This window comes from Leisingera daeponensis (genome assembly GCF_019801465.1).
GTDB classification, from domain to species: Bacteria; Pseudomonadota; Alphaproteobacteria; order Rhodobacterales; family Rhodobacteraceae; genus Leisingera; species Leisingera daeponensis_A.
The window spans coordinates 103,546-121,040 of sequence record NZ_JAHVJA010000012.1 but is presented as its reverse complement, the minus strand read 5'-3'; the positions used below and the strand labels follow the sequence as shown (position 1 = coordinate 121,040).

The 17,495-nt window shown below is 64.4% G+C and carries 15 protein-coding genes; 9 read left to right on the top strand and 6 right to left on the bottom strand.

The genetic code is table 11. From position 1 onward, the window contains the following. Positions 1-601 precede the first annotated feature (601 nt). A complete protein-coding gene (locus tag KUV26_RS19805; protein WP_222503864.1) occupies positions 602-1,999 on the bottom strand; it encodes a methyl-accepting chemotaxis protein in 1,398 nt (465 codons plus the stop codon). 417 nt (positions 2,000-2,416) lie between these two features. Between KUV26_RS19805 and KUV26_RS19800 the strand changes: the two genes are divergently transcribed. Continuing rightward, positions 2,417-3,892, top strand: coding sequence for a PAS domain S-box protein (locus KUV26_RS19800; RefSeq protein WP_261399998.1), 1,476 nt, complete (start codon positions 2,417-2,419; stop codon positions 3,890-3,892). A gap of 1 nt (position 3,893) precedes the next feature. Continuing rightward, positions 3,894-4,358, top strand: coding sequence for a response regulator (locus tag KUV26_RS19795; protein WP_222503863.1), 465 nt, complete (start codon positions 3,894-3,896; stop codon positions 4,356-4,358). Between the two features lie 22 nt (positions 4,359-4,380). Here the strand turns inward: KUV26_RS19795 and KUV26_RS19790 are convergent, their stop codons facing one another. Then, positions 4,381-5,046, bottom strand: a complete 666-nt coding sequence (locus tag KUV26_RS19790; protein WP_409996955.1) for an alpha/beta family hydrolase — start codon at positions 5,044-5,046, stop codon at positions 4,381-4,383. 103 nt (positions 5,047-5,149) lie between these two features. Then, positions 5,150-7,207 (bottom strand): putative bifunctional diguanylate cyclase/phosphodiesterase, encoded by a 2,058-nt coding sequence (locus KUV26_RS19785; protein ID WP_222503861.1) that lies wholly within the window; start codon positions 7,205-7,207, stop codon positions 5,150-5,152. 335 nt (positions 7,208-7,542) lie between these two features. Here KUV26_RS19785 and KUV26_RS19780 point away from each other — a divergent pair, with 335 nt between their 5' ends. The 4 genes from KUV26_RS19780 to KUV26_RS19765 are packed head-to-tail and all read left to right on the top strand — an operon-like array spanning position 7,543 to position 11,401. Beyond that, positions 7,543-8,160, top strand: a complete 618-nt coding sequence (locus KUV26_RS19780) for a paraquat-inducible protein A (RefSeq protein WP_222509672.1) — start codon at positions 7,543-7,545, stop codon at positions 8,158-8,160. Beyond that, a complete protein-coding gene (locus KUV26_RS19775; RefSeq protein ID WP_222509671.1) occupies positions 8,127-8,771 on the top strand; it encodes a paraquat-inducible protein A in 645 nt (214 codons plus the stop codon). Before KUV26_RS19780 ends, KUV26_RS19775 begins: the two co-directional genes overlap by 34 nt. Continuing rightward, on the top strand, positions 8,758-10,842 hold the full coding sequence (locus tag KUV26_RS19770; protein ID WP_222509670.1) for an intermembrane transport protein PqiB: 2,085 nt from the start codon (positions 8,758-8,760) through the stop codon (positions 10,840-10,842). The genes KUV26_RS19775 and KUV26_RS19770 overlap by 14 nt, the downstream gene beginning before the upstream one ends. Before the next feature lies 1 nt (position 10,843). Next, the gene (locus KUV26_RS19765; RefSeq protein ID WP_222509669.1) at positions 10,844-11,401 is read left to right on the top strand and encodes a membrane integrity-associated transporter subunit PqiC; all 558 of its coding nucleotides are present in this window, start codon (positions 10,844-10,846) and stop codon (positions 11,399-11,401) included. A gap of 134 nt (positions 11,402-11,535) precedes the next feature. Here KUV26_RS19765 and KUV26_RS19760 read toward each other — a convergent pair whose 3' ends face one another. Together KUV26_RS19760 and KUV26_RS19755 are read right to left on the bottom strand one after the other, a co-directional pair. Then, positions 11,536-11,847 carry an ETC complex I subunit gene (locus KUV26_RS19760; RefSeq protein ID WP_222509668.1) on the bottom strand — a complete coding sequence of 104 codons (312 nt, stop codon included), beginning with the start codon at positions 11,845-11,847 and terminating at the stop codon, positions 11,536-11,538. A gap of 80 nt (positions 11,848-11,927) precedes the next feature. Then, positions 11,928-12,614 (bottom strand): glutathione S-transferase family protein, encoded by a 687-nt coding sequence (locus tag KUV26_RS19755; protein WP_222509667.1) that lies wholly within the window; start codon positions 12,612-12,614, stop codon positions 11,928-11,930. 85 nt (positions 12,615-12,699) lie between these two features. Between KUV26_RS19755 and KUV26_RS19750 the strand changes: the two genes are divergently transcribed. Next, the gene (locus tag KUV26_RS19750; RefSeq protein ID WP_222509666.1) at positions 12,700-13,149 is read left to right on the top strand and encodes a MarR family winged helix-turn-helix transcriptional regulator; all 450 of its coding nucleotides are present in this window, start codon (positions 12,700-12,702) and stop codon (positions 13,147-13,149) included. A gap of 87 nt (positions 13,150-13,236) precedes the next feature. After that, entirely contained in the window at positions 13,237-15,435 is a 2,199-nt protein-coding gene (gene uvrB / locus KUV26_RS19745) for an excinuclease ABC subunit UvrB (RefSeq protein ID WP_222509665.1), read from the top strand. 208 nt (positions 15,436-15,643) lie between these two features. On the opposite strand, the gene KUV26_RS19740 is transcribed toward uvrB, so the two are convergent. After that, positions 15,644-16,354 carry a hypothetical protein gene (locus KUV26_RS19740; protein ID WP_222509664.1) on the bottom strand — a complete coding sequence of 237 codons (711 nt, stop codon included), beginning with the start codon at positions 16,352-16,354 and terminating at the stop codon, positions 15,644-15,646. Between the two features lie 574 nt (positions 16,355-16,928). Here KUV26_RS19740 and KUV26_RS19735 point away from each other — a divergent pair. Further along, on the top strand, positions 16,929-17,288 hold the full coding sequence (locus tag KUV26_RS19735) for an SPW repeat protein (RefSeq protein ID WP_222503852.1): 360 nt from the start codon (positions 16,929-16,931) through the stop codon (positions 17,286-17,288). Positions 17,289-17,495 lie beyond the last annotated feature (207 nt).

Below are 17,495 nucleotides of genomic sequence, written 5' to 3'. Positions count from 1 at the left end.
GGCTGCGCTCCAATCTCTTGCCGCGCCGCCGTTCCAGATAACCCTCGGTGGTGACCGTCAGCGCCTCAGCGCCGCCGGTGAGGGGTGTTCTATGGTTAGCCGAAGAGAGTCGCAACCCCTTTTTTGAAGTTTCTGTGACTTTTTGCCAGGCGGATCAAAAATCTCAATTAAAACAATCTATTAGCTTAAAGAAGAAACTCTCGCGCAGGGCTGAAAACAGTCCGAGACTGCCGGTCTGTGAAATGGTTCCGTTTAGCTGACGGAGCTGCGCCACTAAATATTGGGGCGGCATACAGAAACGGCACAAGAGACGATGCAAAAACCGAGTCGGCGCAGAATGTCTCCCCTGGCGCAAACCCCGTGATTCCCGGGGGATTTTCCGAAAACCGCTGGAACCGGTCTAAGAAACTGCGCTGGTGGCCGGCCTGGCAGCCCCCGACCGGCACCGGATCATGCCGTACAGGGGGCACGCCGCACAGGTGTCCTGCAACGGCCGGCCCCGGCGTGTCCATAGAGCGCGGGGCACCAATGGAGACACCGCTGCCCCGCGCCACGGCCTGGTTCCGCGGCCCCTGCGGGCTGTCCGGCACCAGCTGCCGCGTCAAAAATCGCCCCGGCCCTGCGCCAAGGGCAGCGCATCCGGCACCGGCACTGCCGCGGGGCGCTGGAAGTCGATCACCTCCGCCGACGGCGCCGCGGCCCTGCAGCCGTTGAATTTGGACACTTCGCGGGTCAGCTGGCCGGCATCGGACGACAGCTGACGGCTGGCGGCGGAAGCCTCCTCCACCATCGCGGCATTCTGCTGGGTCACCTGGTCCAGCTGCGAAACGCCCAGATTGATTTCACTCAGCGAAGCAGCCTGCTCCTTGGCGCCGGTGGCAATGCCGCCGATATGGGCAGAGATGGTGCCGACGCTTTCGATGATCTGCTTCAGCTCCGCTCCGGTGCGGCCCACCAGGTCGACGCCGCTGGCCACCTGCTGCTTGCTCTGGCTGATCAGCTGCTTGATTTCCCCCGCTGCCGCGGCCGAGCGCTGCGCCAGCGCCCGCACCTCGGAGGCCACCACCGCGAAGCCGCGGCCCGCCTCGCCGGCACGGGCGGCCTCCACCCCGGCATTCAGTGCCAGCAGGTTGGTCTGGAAGGCAATGTCATCGATCATTCCGATGATCTTGGCGATCTCCTCGGAGGAGCTTTCGATCTGCGACATCGCCGCCACCGCATCCTCTACAACCCGGCCGCTGCGCTCGGCCGCGGTCTGTGCCTCGCTGACGATGCCCTCCACCTTTCCGGCCCCCTCTGCCGCGGAATGAACGGTTGAGGTCAGCTCTTCTATGGCAGCCGCGGTTTCCTCCAGCGTTGCAGCCTGGCTTTCGGTGCGCTGCGACAGGTCGCCGGCGGACCGTGATATCTCATCCGCCGTGCGCCCCACCGCTTCCGACACCAGAGCGACGGCGCCGATTGCCTTCTGCAGCTGCTCCGCGGACCGGTTGAACGCTTCGCCCAGCGCCGCGATATCGGCCTGCTCCGACAGGGTGACCCTCACGCCAAGATCACCCTGGCTCATCGCTTCCAGACCGCGGGCGATCTCCTGCAGGCCGCGGCGGCGCACGGTCACTTCGGTTGCCACTTGCACAACACGCTCAACCATGCCGTCCGGCCCCTGAACCGGCGCATAGGTCGCCTGGATCCAAATGGTCTCCCCCGCCTTGGTCACCCGCGGGAACTGATCCGTAATCACCCGGCCCGACGCCAGCTCCCTCCAGAACGACTTGTATTCCGTGCTAGCCGCTAGGCCGGGCGCCACGAACATGGAATGATGCTTGCCGGTGATTTCATCCAGGCCATAGCCCAAGGCCGCCAGAAAATTGCCGTTTGCGGTCAGGATGGTGCCATCCGGCCCGAACTGGATCGTGGCCTGGGTACGGTCAACCACCCCTGCGATAACAGCGGCGCTGCTGTCCTGCTCTGCGGGCTTGGCCGCCTTGGATCTGAAAAACAAATTGTGTCTCCGCACGTTCCTGATTCTGAAATGGATCACGCAACGCTACCGTTAAAGTGCCAGAGAATTCTTAACCCCGGCGGGTCCTCGGGCAGGCGTGCTGTCGGCCTGTCCGAGGAACGTCAAAGGGCTCCCCCGGTTCCGGCCACATCAGCGCTGCCGCGGCACTGCCCGACTGCGGCAAGCGTGAGGGCAGCGTCAAAAACGCAGGAAACCCGGTTTGACCTGGGGATGTTTGCAATTTGCTAACCTGGCTCGGGCCAGATGACCCTGAATGCAACTTTTAATTGTATAATTCTTGAGGAAATTCGCACAGGCTGTACCCTGGCCGGGCCTGCCGCCTCCTCCTGCGGGACGCCGGCGGTTTTTTCCAACCGGGCCTCTCACGCCTGTTCGCAACGAGGGAACACAACAGATATGGCTTTTGCCCCGCAAACCGGCACTCAGCAGCCGCCTCTCTGGCGCATTCCGGCCGGCCAGCGCGCCTATATTGCCGCGGCCCTGCTGGTCGCTGCCGGGATCCTGTTCGACTACCTGACGCCGCTGGGAGTCGCCGCCGGCATGATCTACACCGCCGCGGTCCTCTGCACCATCTGGGCAGACAAGCCGGCAACGGCCTACACCTTTGCCGCCGCCGGATCGGTGTTGACGGTTTGCGGCTACCTGCTGTTCCACCGTTCCGGGGTCACGGAATGGATCGTGCTGACCAACCGGGGACTGACACTCCTGACGCTTTGGATTTTTGCCTTCATGGTCTACTGGCAGAAATCCATCCAGATTTCGCTGGAGCGGAAACAGCAGGAGCTCGCGGCGATACACGAGACGTCGGTCGAAGGCATGATTACAATCGGCTGCGACGGCACCATCCAAAGCTACAACCGCGCCTGCACACGGATCTTCGGCTATTCCGCTGCCGAGGCGATCGGCCGGAATATAAGCTTTCTGATGCCCCGGCCCTACCGCTCGGAGCATGACGGGTATCTCCGCAACTACCTCAAGACCGGAGAAAAGAAGGTCATTGACACCATCCGGGAGGTAAAGGGGCAGCGCAAGGACGGCAGTGTCTTTCCGCTCGAACTCTCTGTCAGCGAAGTGCAGGTTGGCGGCCACCACCTTTTCAGCGGCATTGTCCGCGACATCTCGGCGAACAAGAAGGCCGAGGCTGACAGAGAGAAATTCGTGCAGGAGCTCTCCCGGTCGAACCGGGACCTGGACGAGTTCGCCTATGTGGCCTCCCATGATCTGCGGGCGCCCCTGCGGGTGATCGACAACGCCTCCAGATGGCTGGAGGAGGATCTGGCGGAAACCCTGGATGAGGACAGCCGGGAAAACCTGCAGCTGCTCCGTTCGCGGGTGTCGCGGATGGACCGGCTGCTCGATGACCTGCTGGAATACTCCCGGATCGGGCGCAAAACGGACCACCGCTATCAGCAGCTGATGCCCGGCACCGAGCTGATGCAGGAGGTCCTGATGCTGATTGACCAGCCTGAGGGCTTCACCATCCGCATCGATCCGGCATTCGAGGGTGTCCAGCTTGTGAACATGCCGCTGAAGCAGATCTTCGCCAACCTGATCTCCAACGCGATCAAGCACAGCGAGACCGGCACCGGCACGGTGGATGTGAGGCTGCAGGATACGGGCAGCCACTGGACGTTTTCAGTGGCTGACGACGGCCCGGGGATCGAGTCGAAATACCACGAGCAGATATTCAAGATGTTTCAAACGCTGCAGTCGCGGGACAAGGTGGAGGGCAGCGGCATGGGTCTGTCCATTGTCCAGAAACATGTGCAGCACGCTGGCGGCACGGTTTCTGTCCGCTCCGCCCTGGGCGAGGGCTGCGAGTTCAGCTTCACCTGGCCCAAGCAGCGGCCCGCCGCGGCGGGAGGCAACTGACATGGACAATGGCACCGGTGCACCGGACACTGCCTACAGGGAGCTGAAGATCCTGCTGGTGGACGATGATGACGGCGACACCAAAGCGGTCCGGCGCGCCTTCCTCAAGGCCAATATCGCCAACGAAATCACCCGGGCAATTGACGGCATCGACGCGCTGGACATCCTGCGCGGGACTGGCGGCAAGGTGAAGATGGAACCGCCCTACGTGCTGCTGGCGGACATCAACATGCCGCGGATGAATGGCATCGAACTGGTCAAGGAGCTGCGCAGCGATCCGGCGCTGCGCAAATCGGTTGTGTTCTTCCTGACCACCTCCAGCGATCAGGAGGACATCGCGGCAGCCTATAACCTGAACCCTGCGGGCTACATCGCCAAAGAGACCGCCGGCCGCGATTTCCTGCGGCTGGTCAGCATGGTGGACCGCTTCTGGCGGATTATCGAACCGCCCGCGCCGAAAACCTGAGCGGGCGGGCGGCCCGCCGCCGCTATACCAGCCCCTCGGCCCAGTCGCCCGCCGCCGCGCAGGCAGCGTTCAGATTGTGCTCCTGGCCGAAGCCGGTGACGGTCCTGCACGGCTTCAGGTCATGATCGCCGTCCTCCAGCCAGTGCAGCCTGAGCTGTGGCGCCAGCGCGTATCCCGCGACCTCGGTCCGGGTGCCGAAGGGATCGCGGGTGCCCTGGCAGATAAGGGCGGGCGTCCGCAGCCCCTCCAGATGCGCCGTCCGCAACTGCTCCGGCTTACCGGCCGGATGAAACGGGTAGCCCAGGCAGAGAAGCCCGCAAATGCGCCCGCAGGCAAAGAGCTCATCCGCGACCAGGCTGGCCACCCGGCCTCCCATGGACTTGCCGCCGATGATCAGCGGCCCCGTGCAAGCGAGTTCGCTGACGGCATCCAGAAACTCCGCCTGCAGTTTTTCCGCCCGGGGCGGCGGCCGCTTCGCCCCGCCGCTGCGCCGCGCCGCCATATAGCCGAATTCGAACCGCGCCACCCGCAGCCCGCGGGCGGCAAGTCCTGCTGCAACCGCGCCCATGAACGGCGTATCCATCGCCGCCCCCGCACCATGCGCCAGCAGCACCGTGGTGCGGCCCTCGCCGCCGCCATCCAGGAGAAAAGGAATAGCCGCCACCGGAAACTCTCTCAGAAATTTCAACCTGCCGGACACCTAGCAGATTCCCGGGTATCCTGCATCCGGGATGGCAGACCCGAACCGCGGCCCTGCGCCGCCCGCCTGCCCGGAGGAGGCCGCCCCGGCATCACGCCGATTGCTTTCTGCCCTCCGCACCGTCGCCGCAGGCAATCCGGCGCATATCCTCCTGGCTCATCGGGGTCCCGAAATAAAAGCCCTGGACCGATGCGCATTTCTCCGCCTGCAGGAAATTCAGCTCATCCTGCTCTTCCACGCCCTCGGCAAGAACCGGAATGTTCAGCGCCGACCCCAGCAGCAGTGTCGAGCGGACGATCGCCGCGCTCTGCGCATTCCTGTGCACGCCCCTTACAAAACTCTGGTCAATCTTGATCTTGTCGAACGGGAAGGTCTGCAGGGTGGCCAGCGAGGAATAGCCGGTGCCGAAGTCGTCCATCGCGATCCGGACGCCATAGTCCTTCAGCCGGTGCATGACCTTCAGAGTGTGGGCCTGGTCGTCGATGATGCTGGACTCGGTGATTTCCAGCTCCAGCCGCTCCGGAGACAGGCCGGTTTCCAGCAGGATGTCCATCACGTCCTCGACAAAGGAGGGCTGCACCAGCTGCTGCGGCGCCACATTGACCGCGACCTGAAACGGCCGGGCCCAGCTGGCCGCCTCGGTGCAGGCTTCCCGCAGAACCCAATGCCCGATTTCCCGGATCAGGCCGGTTTCCTCAGCCGCCGGAATGAATTCGCCTGGCCCCACCCGCCCGCGGGTGGGATGGTTCCAGCGCAGCAGCACCTCAAAGCCGACCGGCTCCAGACTCGTGATGTCGTTCTGCAGCTGATAGACCAGCTCGAACTGCCCCGCGGCGCAGGCCTGGCGCAAATCGTGCACCAGCTGCAGTTTCTCCCGGCTCTGACGGTCCATATCCTCGCTGAACTGGCAGATCGCTCCCGTCGGATCGGATTTGGCCCGGTACATCGCAAGATCGGATTTGTGCAGCAGCTCCAGCGGGTCGCGGCCCTCGGTCAGGCTGGTGGCCACGCCGATGGCGGCCCCCACCCGGACCGAGATTTCCTCCATGTCAATCGGCTCGATCACCGATGCGTGGAGCCGCTCGGCAAAGGCCAGCACCTGTTCGATCCGGCGGAAGCCCTGTTTGACCGCGACAAATTCATCGCCGCCGACGCGGGTGATGAATTCATCCGCCCCCTGCTGGCGGATCAGACGGCAGGCGACGGCCTGCAGAACCTTGTCCCCGACCGCATGGCCATGCAGATCGTTGACCTCCTTGAACAGGTTCAGGTCGATGGTCAGCACTGCCACACGCTCTGTTTCATCCTTGTCCAGGCGGTCGGCCAGGTCTGCCAGGAACTGGGTCAGCCACATCCGGTTTGGCATCCCGGTCAGCGGGTCGTGCAGCGCCGCATGCGCCAGCTGCTGGTGCGCTTCGCTTTCAACATTGCTCTCGATGCTGGCAGAGGCGAAGCCGACCAGCTGGATCAGCCCCATCACCCCGAAGATCAGCATGCCCATCACCGCATCCGAGATCACCTCTTCAGGCACATCCGCCAGCGGGCTGAGACGCACATTGATGGCGCTCATGCCGGTGAAATGCATGCCGCAGATGGCGCCCACCAGCAGGGCTGTCGCCAGGCACCAGTTCCGCCTGCCCAGCCCGCGCCGGGCGGCAAAGACGTAGCCCCAGGCGCCCAGACCAGCCCCGACCGCAAGCGACAGCAGCCGGTAGCCCGGTTCCCACTGCAGCTCCCCAGGGATCAGATAGGCCTGCATGCCGGTGTAATGCATGACAGCAACCGCCAGACCGAACAGCCCCCCGGCCAGCCAGGCAGCATGCCGGCCCGTGCCGAAGGCCAGCACCGCATTGGCCGCCAGAACCCCCAGCACGGCAACCAGCAGCGACAGCCCGGTCACCAGCGGCTCATAGCCATGTTCAAATCCCGGCTCATAGGCCAGCATCGCGATGAAATGCGTCGACCAGATCGTTGCCCCGGCAATCATGCTGGACAGCCACAGCTGAACCAGGCGCCGGCGACCCTTGGCTCCGGGCAGCCGGTTGGTCAATCGCACCGTCAGGCTGATTCCGGCCACGCAGACCAGGGCAGCGACAATCACAAGCCAGTAATTGTGCTGCTGCGTTATGCAATCCAGAATGCGGTACATCAGAATCTCCGGGGCCGTGACATATTCCAGCCGCCAGACTTCGGCCAAAAGCTTAAGGAATGGCGAAGCCGGAGCGGCTGCAGCCCCGGGTAACAGCCTGCATTTGTTGCAAATACCCCGGATCTCGCGGCGCCCCTAGTGCGGCCGCCGCAAAGCCGCCCGCGCGCCCGGCGCATTCCCGGGCCCGCCGGAAAAAATCATTTGAATTTTCCGTGCAGCAGGCTTCAATTGGGCATTTGAGGTGCCGCCAGGCTGTTCGGCGCTGGATCAAGGCCTCTGGATGCTGCCGGCCGGGCCGGCCTGCGGCCCGCGCGCAGATACTGGAGACAGGTGACATGAACTCTGAACAGCTGATTGCCTGCCCAGTCTGTGACGCGCTGCACCGCGACCAGAAGGTGCCGCCGCATTCGGTCGCCCGCTGCGCCCGCTGCGGCACGGTGCTGGCCGCGCCGAAATCCGGCGCCATGACCCGGATCGCGATGCTGTCGCTGACCGCGCTGATCCTTCTCGCCGCTGCGGCCTCCTTTCCCTTCCTGGAACTCAAAGCCCAGGGGCTGTCGCATCAGGCTTCGGTACTGGACGCGGTGCTGGCCTTTTCGAAAGGCCCGATGGCGCCGCTGTCGCTGGCCACCGGCTTGCTGATCGTGCTGCTGCCCGCCGCGCGCTACGGCGCATTGATCTACACCCTGGCGCCGATGGCCCTAGGCTGGCGCCCGGCCCCGCGGGCCTTTGCCGCCTACCGCTGGGCAGAGCGGCTGAAACCCTGGGCCATGGCCGAGATCTTCATCATCGGGGTGGCGGTGGCCCTGGTCAAAGTGTCGGGCCTGGCCCAGGTCGGGCTGGGGCCTGCGTTCTGGGCTTTTGCCGCACTCCTGGTGGTGACCATTCTGACCGACAACGCGATTTGCAGGCTGACCGTATGGAAAACCCTGAAAACCCGCAGCGCTTCCTGACCGCCGCAGCAGCCGGGATGGCCGGCTGCCGCGCCTGCGGCACCGTCAACGCGGGCGGCAGCCGTGCCTGCGCCTGCTGCGGCAGCCCGCTGCATCCGGCCGGCCCGGCCAGCCTGCAGCGGGTCTGGGCCTGGCTGGCGGCGGGGCTGATCGCCTATGTGCCCGCCAATATCTACCCGATGCTGCGCACCACCACCTTCGGGCGCAGCTCCGAGAACACCCTGATCGGCGGCATTGCCGAGCTGCTCAGCCATGGCTCCTATGCCGTCGCCCTGATCGTGTTCCTCGCCAGTATCGTGATCCCGGTCTCGAAATTCCTGGCCATCGGCTATCTGGCGGTCTCCGTCAGCAGGCCCTCTGCCCTTGGCAGCCACGGCCGGCTGGTGCTTTATGAGGTTGTGGAATTCATCGGGCGGTGGTCGATGATCGATGTCTTTGTCGTGGCGATCCTGACCGCCCTGGTCCAGCTGGATTTTGCCGCCGCCGTCAGCCCCGGAATGGCAGCGGTCAGTTTTGCATTGTCGGTTGCCTTCACCATGCTGGCAGCCCAAAGTTTTGATCCGCGGCTGATCTGGACCGCGCCAAGCGAGATTTTGAATGAACACCCCTGACCCTGCCCCGATGAACGTCTCCGCCCGGCGCCCCTCGCCTTGGCGCAACCTGTCGCTGGTCTGGCTGGTGCCGCTGGCGGCGCTGGCGGTATCGCTGGGGGTCGCATGGAAAGCCTATTCCGACCGCGGCGTGCTGATCAGCATCACCTTCGACAACGCTTCGGGCATTGCCGCCAATGAAACCACCGTGCGCTACCGCGACGTGGTGATCGGCCGGGTCGAGAGAGTGGGCTTTGGCGGCGACCTCAGCAAGGTCATCGTGCAAGCCCGCATCGACAAGGAAATCGCCCCCTACCTGGATGCGGATGCCGCCTTTTGGGTGGTCCGCCCTGAGGTCAGCGCGCGGGGCATCTCCGGTCTGAGCACCGTGCTGTCCGGGGTCTATATCGAAGGCAACTGGGACCAGCAGGCAGGGGTTGCGCAGACCCGGTTTGAGGGCGCCCCCCGGCCGCCGCTGGTGCAGCCGGGCCGTGCCGGACGGCGCATCACCCTGCGCACCGAGGACGGCCGGATGATCTCCGAAGGGGCGCCGGTTCTGTTCCGGGGCATCGAGGTCGGCCGCCTGGAGCAGCCGCGCCTGACCGTCAGCGGCGACAGCATCGTCGTCGATGCTTTCATCGAGGCCCCGCATGACCGGCGCATCAACTCCGCCACCCGGTTCTGGGACAGCTCCGGCTTCACTGTTTCGATCGGCCCGGGCGGGCTGTCGCTGGATGTCGACAGCATCGCCTCGCTGGTGGCCGGCGGGATCGAGTTCGGCTCGGTCTTCGACGGCGGCGAACCGGTCGGCGCCAGCACCGTCTTCGACATCCACCCGGATGAAGCCGCCGCCCGCCGCACCGCCTTCGCCCGCACGCTCTCCGGCGGGATAACCGTGTCGGTGGCCTTCGACGAGTCGGTGGCGGGGCTTGCCAGTGGCGCCGACGTCAAGCTGCGCGGCGTCAAGGTCGGCGAGGTCAGCAGCCTGAACGCGGCCATCGAAAACGGCAGCAGCGAGGCCGAGGTGCGGCTGATTGCCAGGCTGCGGCTTGAACCTGCGCTGATGGGCCTGCCACCCGGGTCCGGTGAGGCCGAGGCGCTGGATTTCCTGGAGCAGGCGGTCGAACGCGGGCTGCGCGCCCGGCTGGCCTCTGCCGGGCTGTTCAGTTCGGACCTGATCGTCGAACTGGTCACGCTGGAAAACGCCACTCCGGCCCGGTTCGCCCGCAGCGCCGAGCCGTTCCCGCAACTGCCCAGCGCCGCCTCCGACCTGCCCGACTTCACTGCCACCGCCGAAGGCGCGCTGGAGCGCATCAGCGCGCTGCCGGTGGAGGAGCTGATGGCGCAGGCCATCGCCACTCTCGCCAGCATCGAAAACCTGGCGGCGGCCGACAGCACCCGTCAAGCGCCCGCTGCCGCGGTTGCGCTGCTGGAGGACACCCGCGCGCTGGTCACCGATCCGGGCACCCGCGCGCTGCCCGGCGAACTCAGCGCGGCCATCGCAGACCTGCGGGCGATCCTGGCAGAGCTGCAGCAAGGCCGGGCCGCGGCCAACCTCGCCGCCGCGCTGGAGAAGGGAAGCCAGGCCGCCGCCGGGCTGGCCGACGCCGCCGAGGATCTGCCCGCGCTGATCACCGCTTTCAATGCCCTGGCCGCCAAGGCCAATTCGCTGGAAACCGAAGAGCTGATCCGCGCGGCAAGCCAGCTGATGATCAGCGCCGACGCGCTGATTGGCACCCAGGACGCCCGGGACCTTCCGCCGGCCCTGACCGGCGCCCTCGAGGAAATGCGCGCCACGCTTGAAGCACTGCGCCAGGGCGGCCTGGTGGACAACGCCAATGCCACCATGGCCTCCGCCCGCGACGCAGCCGACGCCGTGGCCGCCGCAGCCGAGGGCCTGCCGGCGCTGTCCGCCCGGCTGGAACGGCTGGTGGGCCAGTCCGAAGCGCTGATCGCCTCCTATGGCTCCCGCTCCAGCTTCAACTCCGAATCCCTGGACGCACTGCGCGAAATCAAGGCCGCCGCCCGCGCGGTCTCGCTGCTCGCCCGCAAGATCGAACGCGACCCGAATTCCCTGCTGTTTGGAAAGTAAAATGATTAAGATCCTGCCTTTGCTGATTCCCCTTGCCCTGCTGGCGGCCTGTGCCGGGAGCAATGACCCCCGCTACCTGATCGCCTCCGCCCCCGGCGAGACCGTGGCAAACCTGCGCTCCCGCTCGATCGAGGTGCGGCTGGTCTCGCTGCCCTCCTATGCCGCTGCCTCCGACATCGTCGCAGAGGGGGAAGGCGGCGCGCTGTTTGCGCTTGGCGGCGCGCAATGGGCGGATGATCCGGCCCGCGGCATGACAGCCGCGCTGGCCCGCGGCCTGTCCGAACGCACCGGCGCCGCTGCCGCGATGGAGCCCTGGCCGCTGAACACCGGCCCTGACGCGCGGCTGGATGTGCGGGTGGATCAGGCCTATGCCCGCGCCGATGGCATATTCGAACTGTCCGGCCAGTTCGCTGTCTCCTCGCCCGGGGGCACCGTGCGGGAATTCGTGCAGCGCTTCAACATCACCACGCCGGTTGCCGGCGATGGCGCCGCCGCCGCCGCCGATGCGCTGGCTCAGGCACTGGCGGAGCTTGCCCGGCAGGTGTCGCTCGCCATGTAGCCAAGGCGCCGGCGGCGTGCGCGGGGTCCAGGCCCGGCGGCAACAAAAAAGGCGCCCGCCGGGCGCCTTCACAATGCTCCGAATGTGGTCCGGTCAGTCCGCCGCGCTGTCAGCCAGGCCAATGGCGGCAGACGTCAGTGGGTCCAGGGGCCGCGGCGGTTAGTGGCGAAATTGTCACCGTAGCCGCCGGGCCGGATGTTCATCTTGCGCTCCTTCGGCTCGACAATCACCGCATCGATACCGTGCTCCGCGGCATATTCCACCGCGGCTTCCTTGCTGTCGAACCGCAGCTTGACCTGGGCCTGGGTGTCGCTGGAGGAGGTCCAGCCCATCAGCGGATCCACCTCCCGGGCCGAGGCAGGTGCATATTCCAGAACCCATTTCCGCGTCTTGGCCATGCCCGAGGTCATGGCATTGCGTGCCGGCCGGTAAATCCGCGCTTGCATGGGCTGTCTCTCCTTGAGTCTCGATCCAGCGCTTTTATGCGCCGGATGCGTTTCTGCGGCAAGGTGGCATTTGCACAGGGTTAAACCGGGTTTGCCGGGCGGTCACAGGCCCGTCGCGCCAGTCCGCCCAGATGCGACTGCCGCGCGCGCAGGAAGTTCGCCAGCCGGGCCGGATAGCCTTCCGGCGGCGCCTGCTGCACTGATGGCCGGGCAGAGACCACGGCCCGCCACGCGGCCATAGGCGCAGTCTCCGGCATCAGCCCAAAATCCCCGATGGCATCGAAGGTGTCAAAGTAGCGGAAGATGGTGCCCCAGACCCCGTCCGCCATATGGAATCTCTCCCCGGCAAAGAACGGCCCCGCCACCTCCGGCGCGATCCGCTCCAGCCGCCCGCGCAGGGTGTCCGCAGCCGCGGCAAACGCCGCTTCGTCCGGCGCGTTATAGAGCTTGCCGATGGCCGCCAGCGTCTCGGAACCGAATTCGATCCAGGCCCGGTGCCGGGCCCGCTCCAGCGGGTCCGCGGGATGCAGGCTGCCGGGCGTGGTCTCGTCCAGGTATTCCGCAATCACCTGGCTTTCGAACAGCACCCGCCCGCCGGTCTCCAGCACCGGCACCCGGCCCAGGGGCGACAGCGCCCGGAACCAGCCTGGCTTCGCCGCCAGGTCGATATAGGTGCGCCGGTGGGGAATGGATTTCTCACTCAGCACAATCACCGCCCGCTGCACATAGGGGCACAGGTGGTGGCTGATCAGATGCAGGTCGCTCATGGGATCCTCGTGTAAATGCAGCTGCATCTATATAAGATGGGTGCGCAGCCTTGCATGTCAATGCACTTGCATCTAAATAGCCCGCATGGAGACACCCGACCCTTTTGACATCTGGCTGCCGCTCGCCCGCGCCCACAAATCCATCCTCGCCACGGTGGAGGCCGCGCTGAAACAGGCGGGCCTGCCGGGGCTCGACTGGTACGACATGCTGTGGGAGCTGGAACGCGCGGGAAATGAAGGCCTGCGCCCCTATGAGCTGCAGCAGAAGCTGCTGCTGCCGCAGTACGGCGTCTCCCGCCTGGCCGACCGGCTGGCCAAGGCCGGATACCTCATACGGCAGGAGTGCAGCGGCGATGGCCGCGGCCAGATCCTGCTGCTCACCGCCGCGGGTGCCGAGACCCGCGCTCAGATGTGGACTGTCTACTCGGAAGCCATGCAGCAGGCCGTTACCCCGCATTTCAGCCCGGGCGAGGCGCGGCGGCTGGCGGAGTTGCTGGCAAAGTTCCTGCGCCCCTCCCCTGCTGACAAAATCTGACACCATATCCCGGATTGCCGCCCCGCGCCCCTTGAACCGGAACAAAAACAGACCAAAATCGGCCACAGCCGCCAACGGAGTCGCCCGATGCCCTATGCCCATTCCGACAAGTCCATGCCGATGATGACCCAGCGCGCGCCGCAGCAGCGGCCCAAGCTGGAGGGCGGCAAGCGGTTTGTCATGAACACCACCTTCGACCCCGCAGGCGACCAGCCCACCGCGATCAAGGAACTGTCCGAGGGCGTGCTGGACGGCGAGCGCAACCAGGTGCTGCTGGGTGCCACCGGCACCGGCAAAACCTTCACCATGGCCAAGGTGATCGAGGAAACCCAGCGCCCGGCGATCATCCTCGCCCCCAACAAGACGCTGGCGGCGCAATTGTACGGTGAATTCAAGGGCTTCTTCCCGGAGAACGCGGTCGAATACTTCGTCTCGTTCTACGACTACTACCAGCCGGAGGCCTATGTGCCGCGCTCCGACACGTATATTGAGAAGGAAAGCCAGATCAACGAGCAGATCGACCGGATGCGCCACTCGGCGACCCGCGCCCTGCTCGAACGCGACGACGTCATCATCATCGCGTCTGTGTCCTGCATCTACGGCATCGGCTCGGTCGAAACCTACTCCGCCATGACCCAGGACCTGAAAGCGGGCGAAATGTACGATCAGCGCCAGATCATGGCCGACCTGGTCGCCCAGCAGTACAAGCGCAACGACCAGGCTTTCCAGCGCGGCTCCTTCCGGGTCCGCGGCGACACGCTGGAAATCTTCCCCGCCCACCTCGAGGACCGCGCCTGGAAGCTGTCGTTCTTCGGCGAGGAGCTGGAGGCAATCACCGAATTCGATCCGCTCACCGGCGAAAAGACCGGCACCTTCGACCAGATCCGGGTCTATGCGAACTCCCACTACGTGACGCCGAAACCGACGCTGAATCAGGCCATCATCTCCATAAAGCAGGAGCTGAAGATGCGGCTTGACCAGCTGGTCGGCGAGGGCAAGCTGCTGGAGGCGCAGCGGCTTGAGCAGCGCTGCAACTTCGACCTCGAAATGCTGGAAGCGACCGGCCACTGCAACGGCATCGAAAACTACTCCCGCTACCTGACCGGCCGCGCCCCGGGCGAGCCGCCCCCCACCCTGTTCGAATTCATCCCCGACAACGCCATTGTCTTCGCGGATGAAAGCCACGTCTCCGTCCCCCAGATCGGCGGCATGTACAAGGGCGACCACCGGCGCAAGTTCACCCTCGCCGAACACGGCTTCCGTCTGCCCTCCTGCATGGACAACCGCCCGCTGAAGTTTGAGGAATGGGACGCCATGCGCCCGCAGTCGGTCTTTGTCTCCGCCACCCCGGCGGCCTGGGAGATCGAGCAATCCGGCGGCGTTTTTGCCGAACAGGTGATCCGCCCCACCGGCCTGCTGGATCCAGAGGTCGAAATCCGCCCGGTCGACATGCAGGTGGACGACCTCCTCGACGAGGTGCGCAAGGTCACCGCCAACGGCTTCCGCACCCTGGTCACCACGCTCACCAAACGCATGGCCGAGGACCTCACCGAATACCTGCACGAACAGGGCATCAAGGTCCGCTACATGCACTCCGACATCGACACGCTGGAGCGCATCGAGATCCTGCGCGACCTGCGCCTCGGCGCCTTTGACGTGCTGATCGGCATCAACCTGCTGCGCGAGGGACTGGATATTCCCGAATGCGGACTGGTCGCCATCCTCGACGCCGACAAGGAGGGCTTCCTGCGCTCCGAGACCTCGCTGATCCAGACCATCGGCCGCGCCGCCCGCAACGCCGACGGCCGCGTCATCATGTACGCCGACCGCATCACCGGCTCGATGGAGCGCGCCATCGGCGAAACCAACCGCCGCCGCGAAAAGCAGATCGCCTATAACGAGAAGCACGGCATCACGCCCGAGACCGTCAAGAAAAACGTCGAGGACGTTCTGGCCGGCCTCTACGAAGGCGACGTCGACATGAACCGCGTCACCGCCCAGATCGGCAAACCGATGCACGGCGCCAACCTGGAGGCGCATCTGAACGGCCTGCGCGACGACATGCGCAAGGCCGCGGAGAACCTGGAATTCGAGGAAGCCGCCCGCCTGCGCGACGAGATCAAACGGCTGGAAGCGGTGGACCTCGCCATCGCCGACGATCCCTTGGCACGGCAATCGGCGGTGGAGGCGGCGTCGGAAGCGGCCGTCAAATCGCGGGGGCGGTCAACGGCCGGCAAGGCCGGGACGCGGGCGTATAGGGGAAAGTCGCAGAAGAAGTTTTCTTGAACGCTCGACGCAACGCACAACCTAAGTTGCCTGCGGAAGGAATAGGACAATTGACCTCTGAGTTTCTATGTGCCGGGCGTGGTAGTTGTTGACGAACTATCGTCGCCCCCAACGACGACACCTATTACAATCGCTGAAATAACAGCCCCGCTAATACTTCCCGCTGAAAGCCCTCCGACAGCACCTATTCCATCAGGGCTTGCGCCGCTCAATGCGGAATTTGAAGGACACCCCGGGCCGGGGCAATCATCCCAAGGGGTTTGCAACTGATTGACGATTGAATTGTGGCTTTCAACGTCACAAGCCGCCACAGTTGATAATGCGATGACCAACATCGCCCACATTGGAAGTTTGCGAGACAATCTAAATCCTCACGCATAGCACCGATCAATTTATCCTCCCAGTAAGCCCAAGTCTCGACTGTGGTTTTAGCGTGCTCGTGCTCTTCAGATGAATGACGATCCCAGATGATGAAACGATCAATAACTTCACACGGGCGGCTTGAAAAATACAACTTCGCCACAGCTAGGTTTGCTTGCAACTCGTCCTTAGCAGCGTCTCTAGAGGATACAAATCTTTCTTTTCTTTCCTTTTGCACGTCAGTTAGATTCTTGCCCTCCTCCAAGACCTCATTGATATGGCGTTGAATAACACACAATCTTCTCCATGAAGTCCAATGAAGTCGAAAACTCTTAGAAACACTTTCAGCTATCTCGTACTTTCGACGTGCTCTCTCTTTAGCTTCTTCAAATCTCCGCTGCCACTTCGGAACGATCCTATGTAGCAAAAAGGCACCTATAATGGCCGCCAAAAGTGTTGGCGTTATGCCCGAAACGAAAGCGCCCCAGAAGCTGCGACCTGCACTCGGGAAGCTAAATAGACCTTGCGCAATTTTCAAAATTTCGGAGATGAAAATCATTTCTTGGGCTGCTGCTCGAATGTATCCAGACGTGAACGACCAGTGCCATAGCACTCGGCTCAGTTGCGTGTCTAACGTTCACTGTGGGGTGCAGACAAGCTTCAATCGAACCTTATACGATCTCGAAACCTGTATATAAGATTACTCCAGCGCCCGATCCCAAGGGTGGGCGTGCGCGTCTGCCGCCACGCATAGTCGGCGCACCTTTGGTGCGACGGGGGCGGGTCGGGCACGATAGGCAACTGCGCCGCGAACCTCCCTTCGCAAACCCACCGAAAACCAACTAAACACCAGTTAACAAACAAGGTTTCGCATAGAAACCCCTTTTCATTTACACTTCGCCGCAGCCGGTGCCTGCGCGCTGCGGCACGCCTGAAGGGTAAGCTGAAGCAGGCTGTAAAACATCCTCCGGACCTGTCGCGCCGCATACTTACAGTAACTGTGCATCCTCTTGAAAATCTGCGTGTTTTTTGCTATATTCCACCCAGCACCCAACGCCCCGGTGGGCGGGCGGTGCGCCCGGCCCGCTCCGGGCCGGGAATTGCCGCAGACACCTGAAACGGGAGGATGTGCAATGACTGATCTCTGGAAAAAAATGACCGGCGACTGGCAGGACAGCGTCAACGTGCTGCTTGGCCTTTGGCTGGTGCTGTCGCCCTGGATTCTGCAATTCCAGGACAGCCGCCTGGCAACCGCCAATGCGGTGATCATCGGCGCCGTGATCGCGGTGCTGTCGCTGGCCGCGGTGGTCCGGTTCCGCAACTGGGAAGAGTGGACCGGCATGGCCATCGGCGCCTGGCTGGTGATCTCGCCCTGGGTGCTCGGCCTGACCGCGATGACCCTGGTCACCTGGAACTTCGTGATCGCCGGCGCGCTGGTCTTCGCCATGGCGGGCTGGTCGCTCTACGAGCACGACGCCCATCATCCGGCCTGATGCCGCACCCCGGCTCAGCGGGCAGACCCTGCCCGCTGAACCGCCCTGTTTGGGCAAGGCTTGCCCGACTCACCCCTTCGGGCGCAGAGTGGTGGGCACCAGAAACTTCGGGGCGCCCCGGCTAGCCGCTTGCTGCGCCCGGATCTGATGCCGCCGCAACTCCCGTGACCCAAGACACGCGCGCAGCGGTTTGGACCTGAGCCTTCA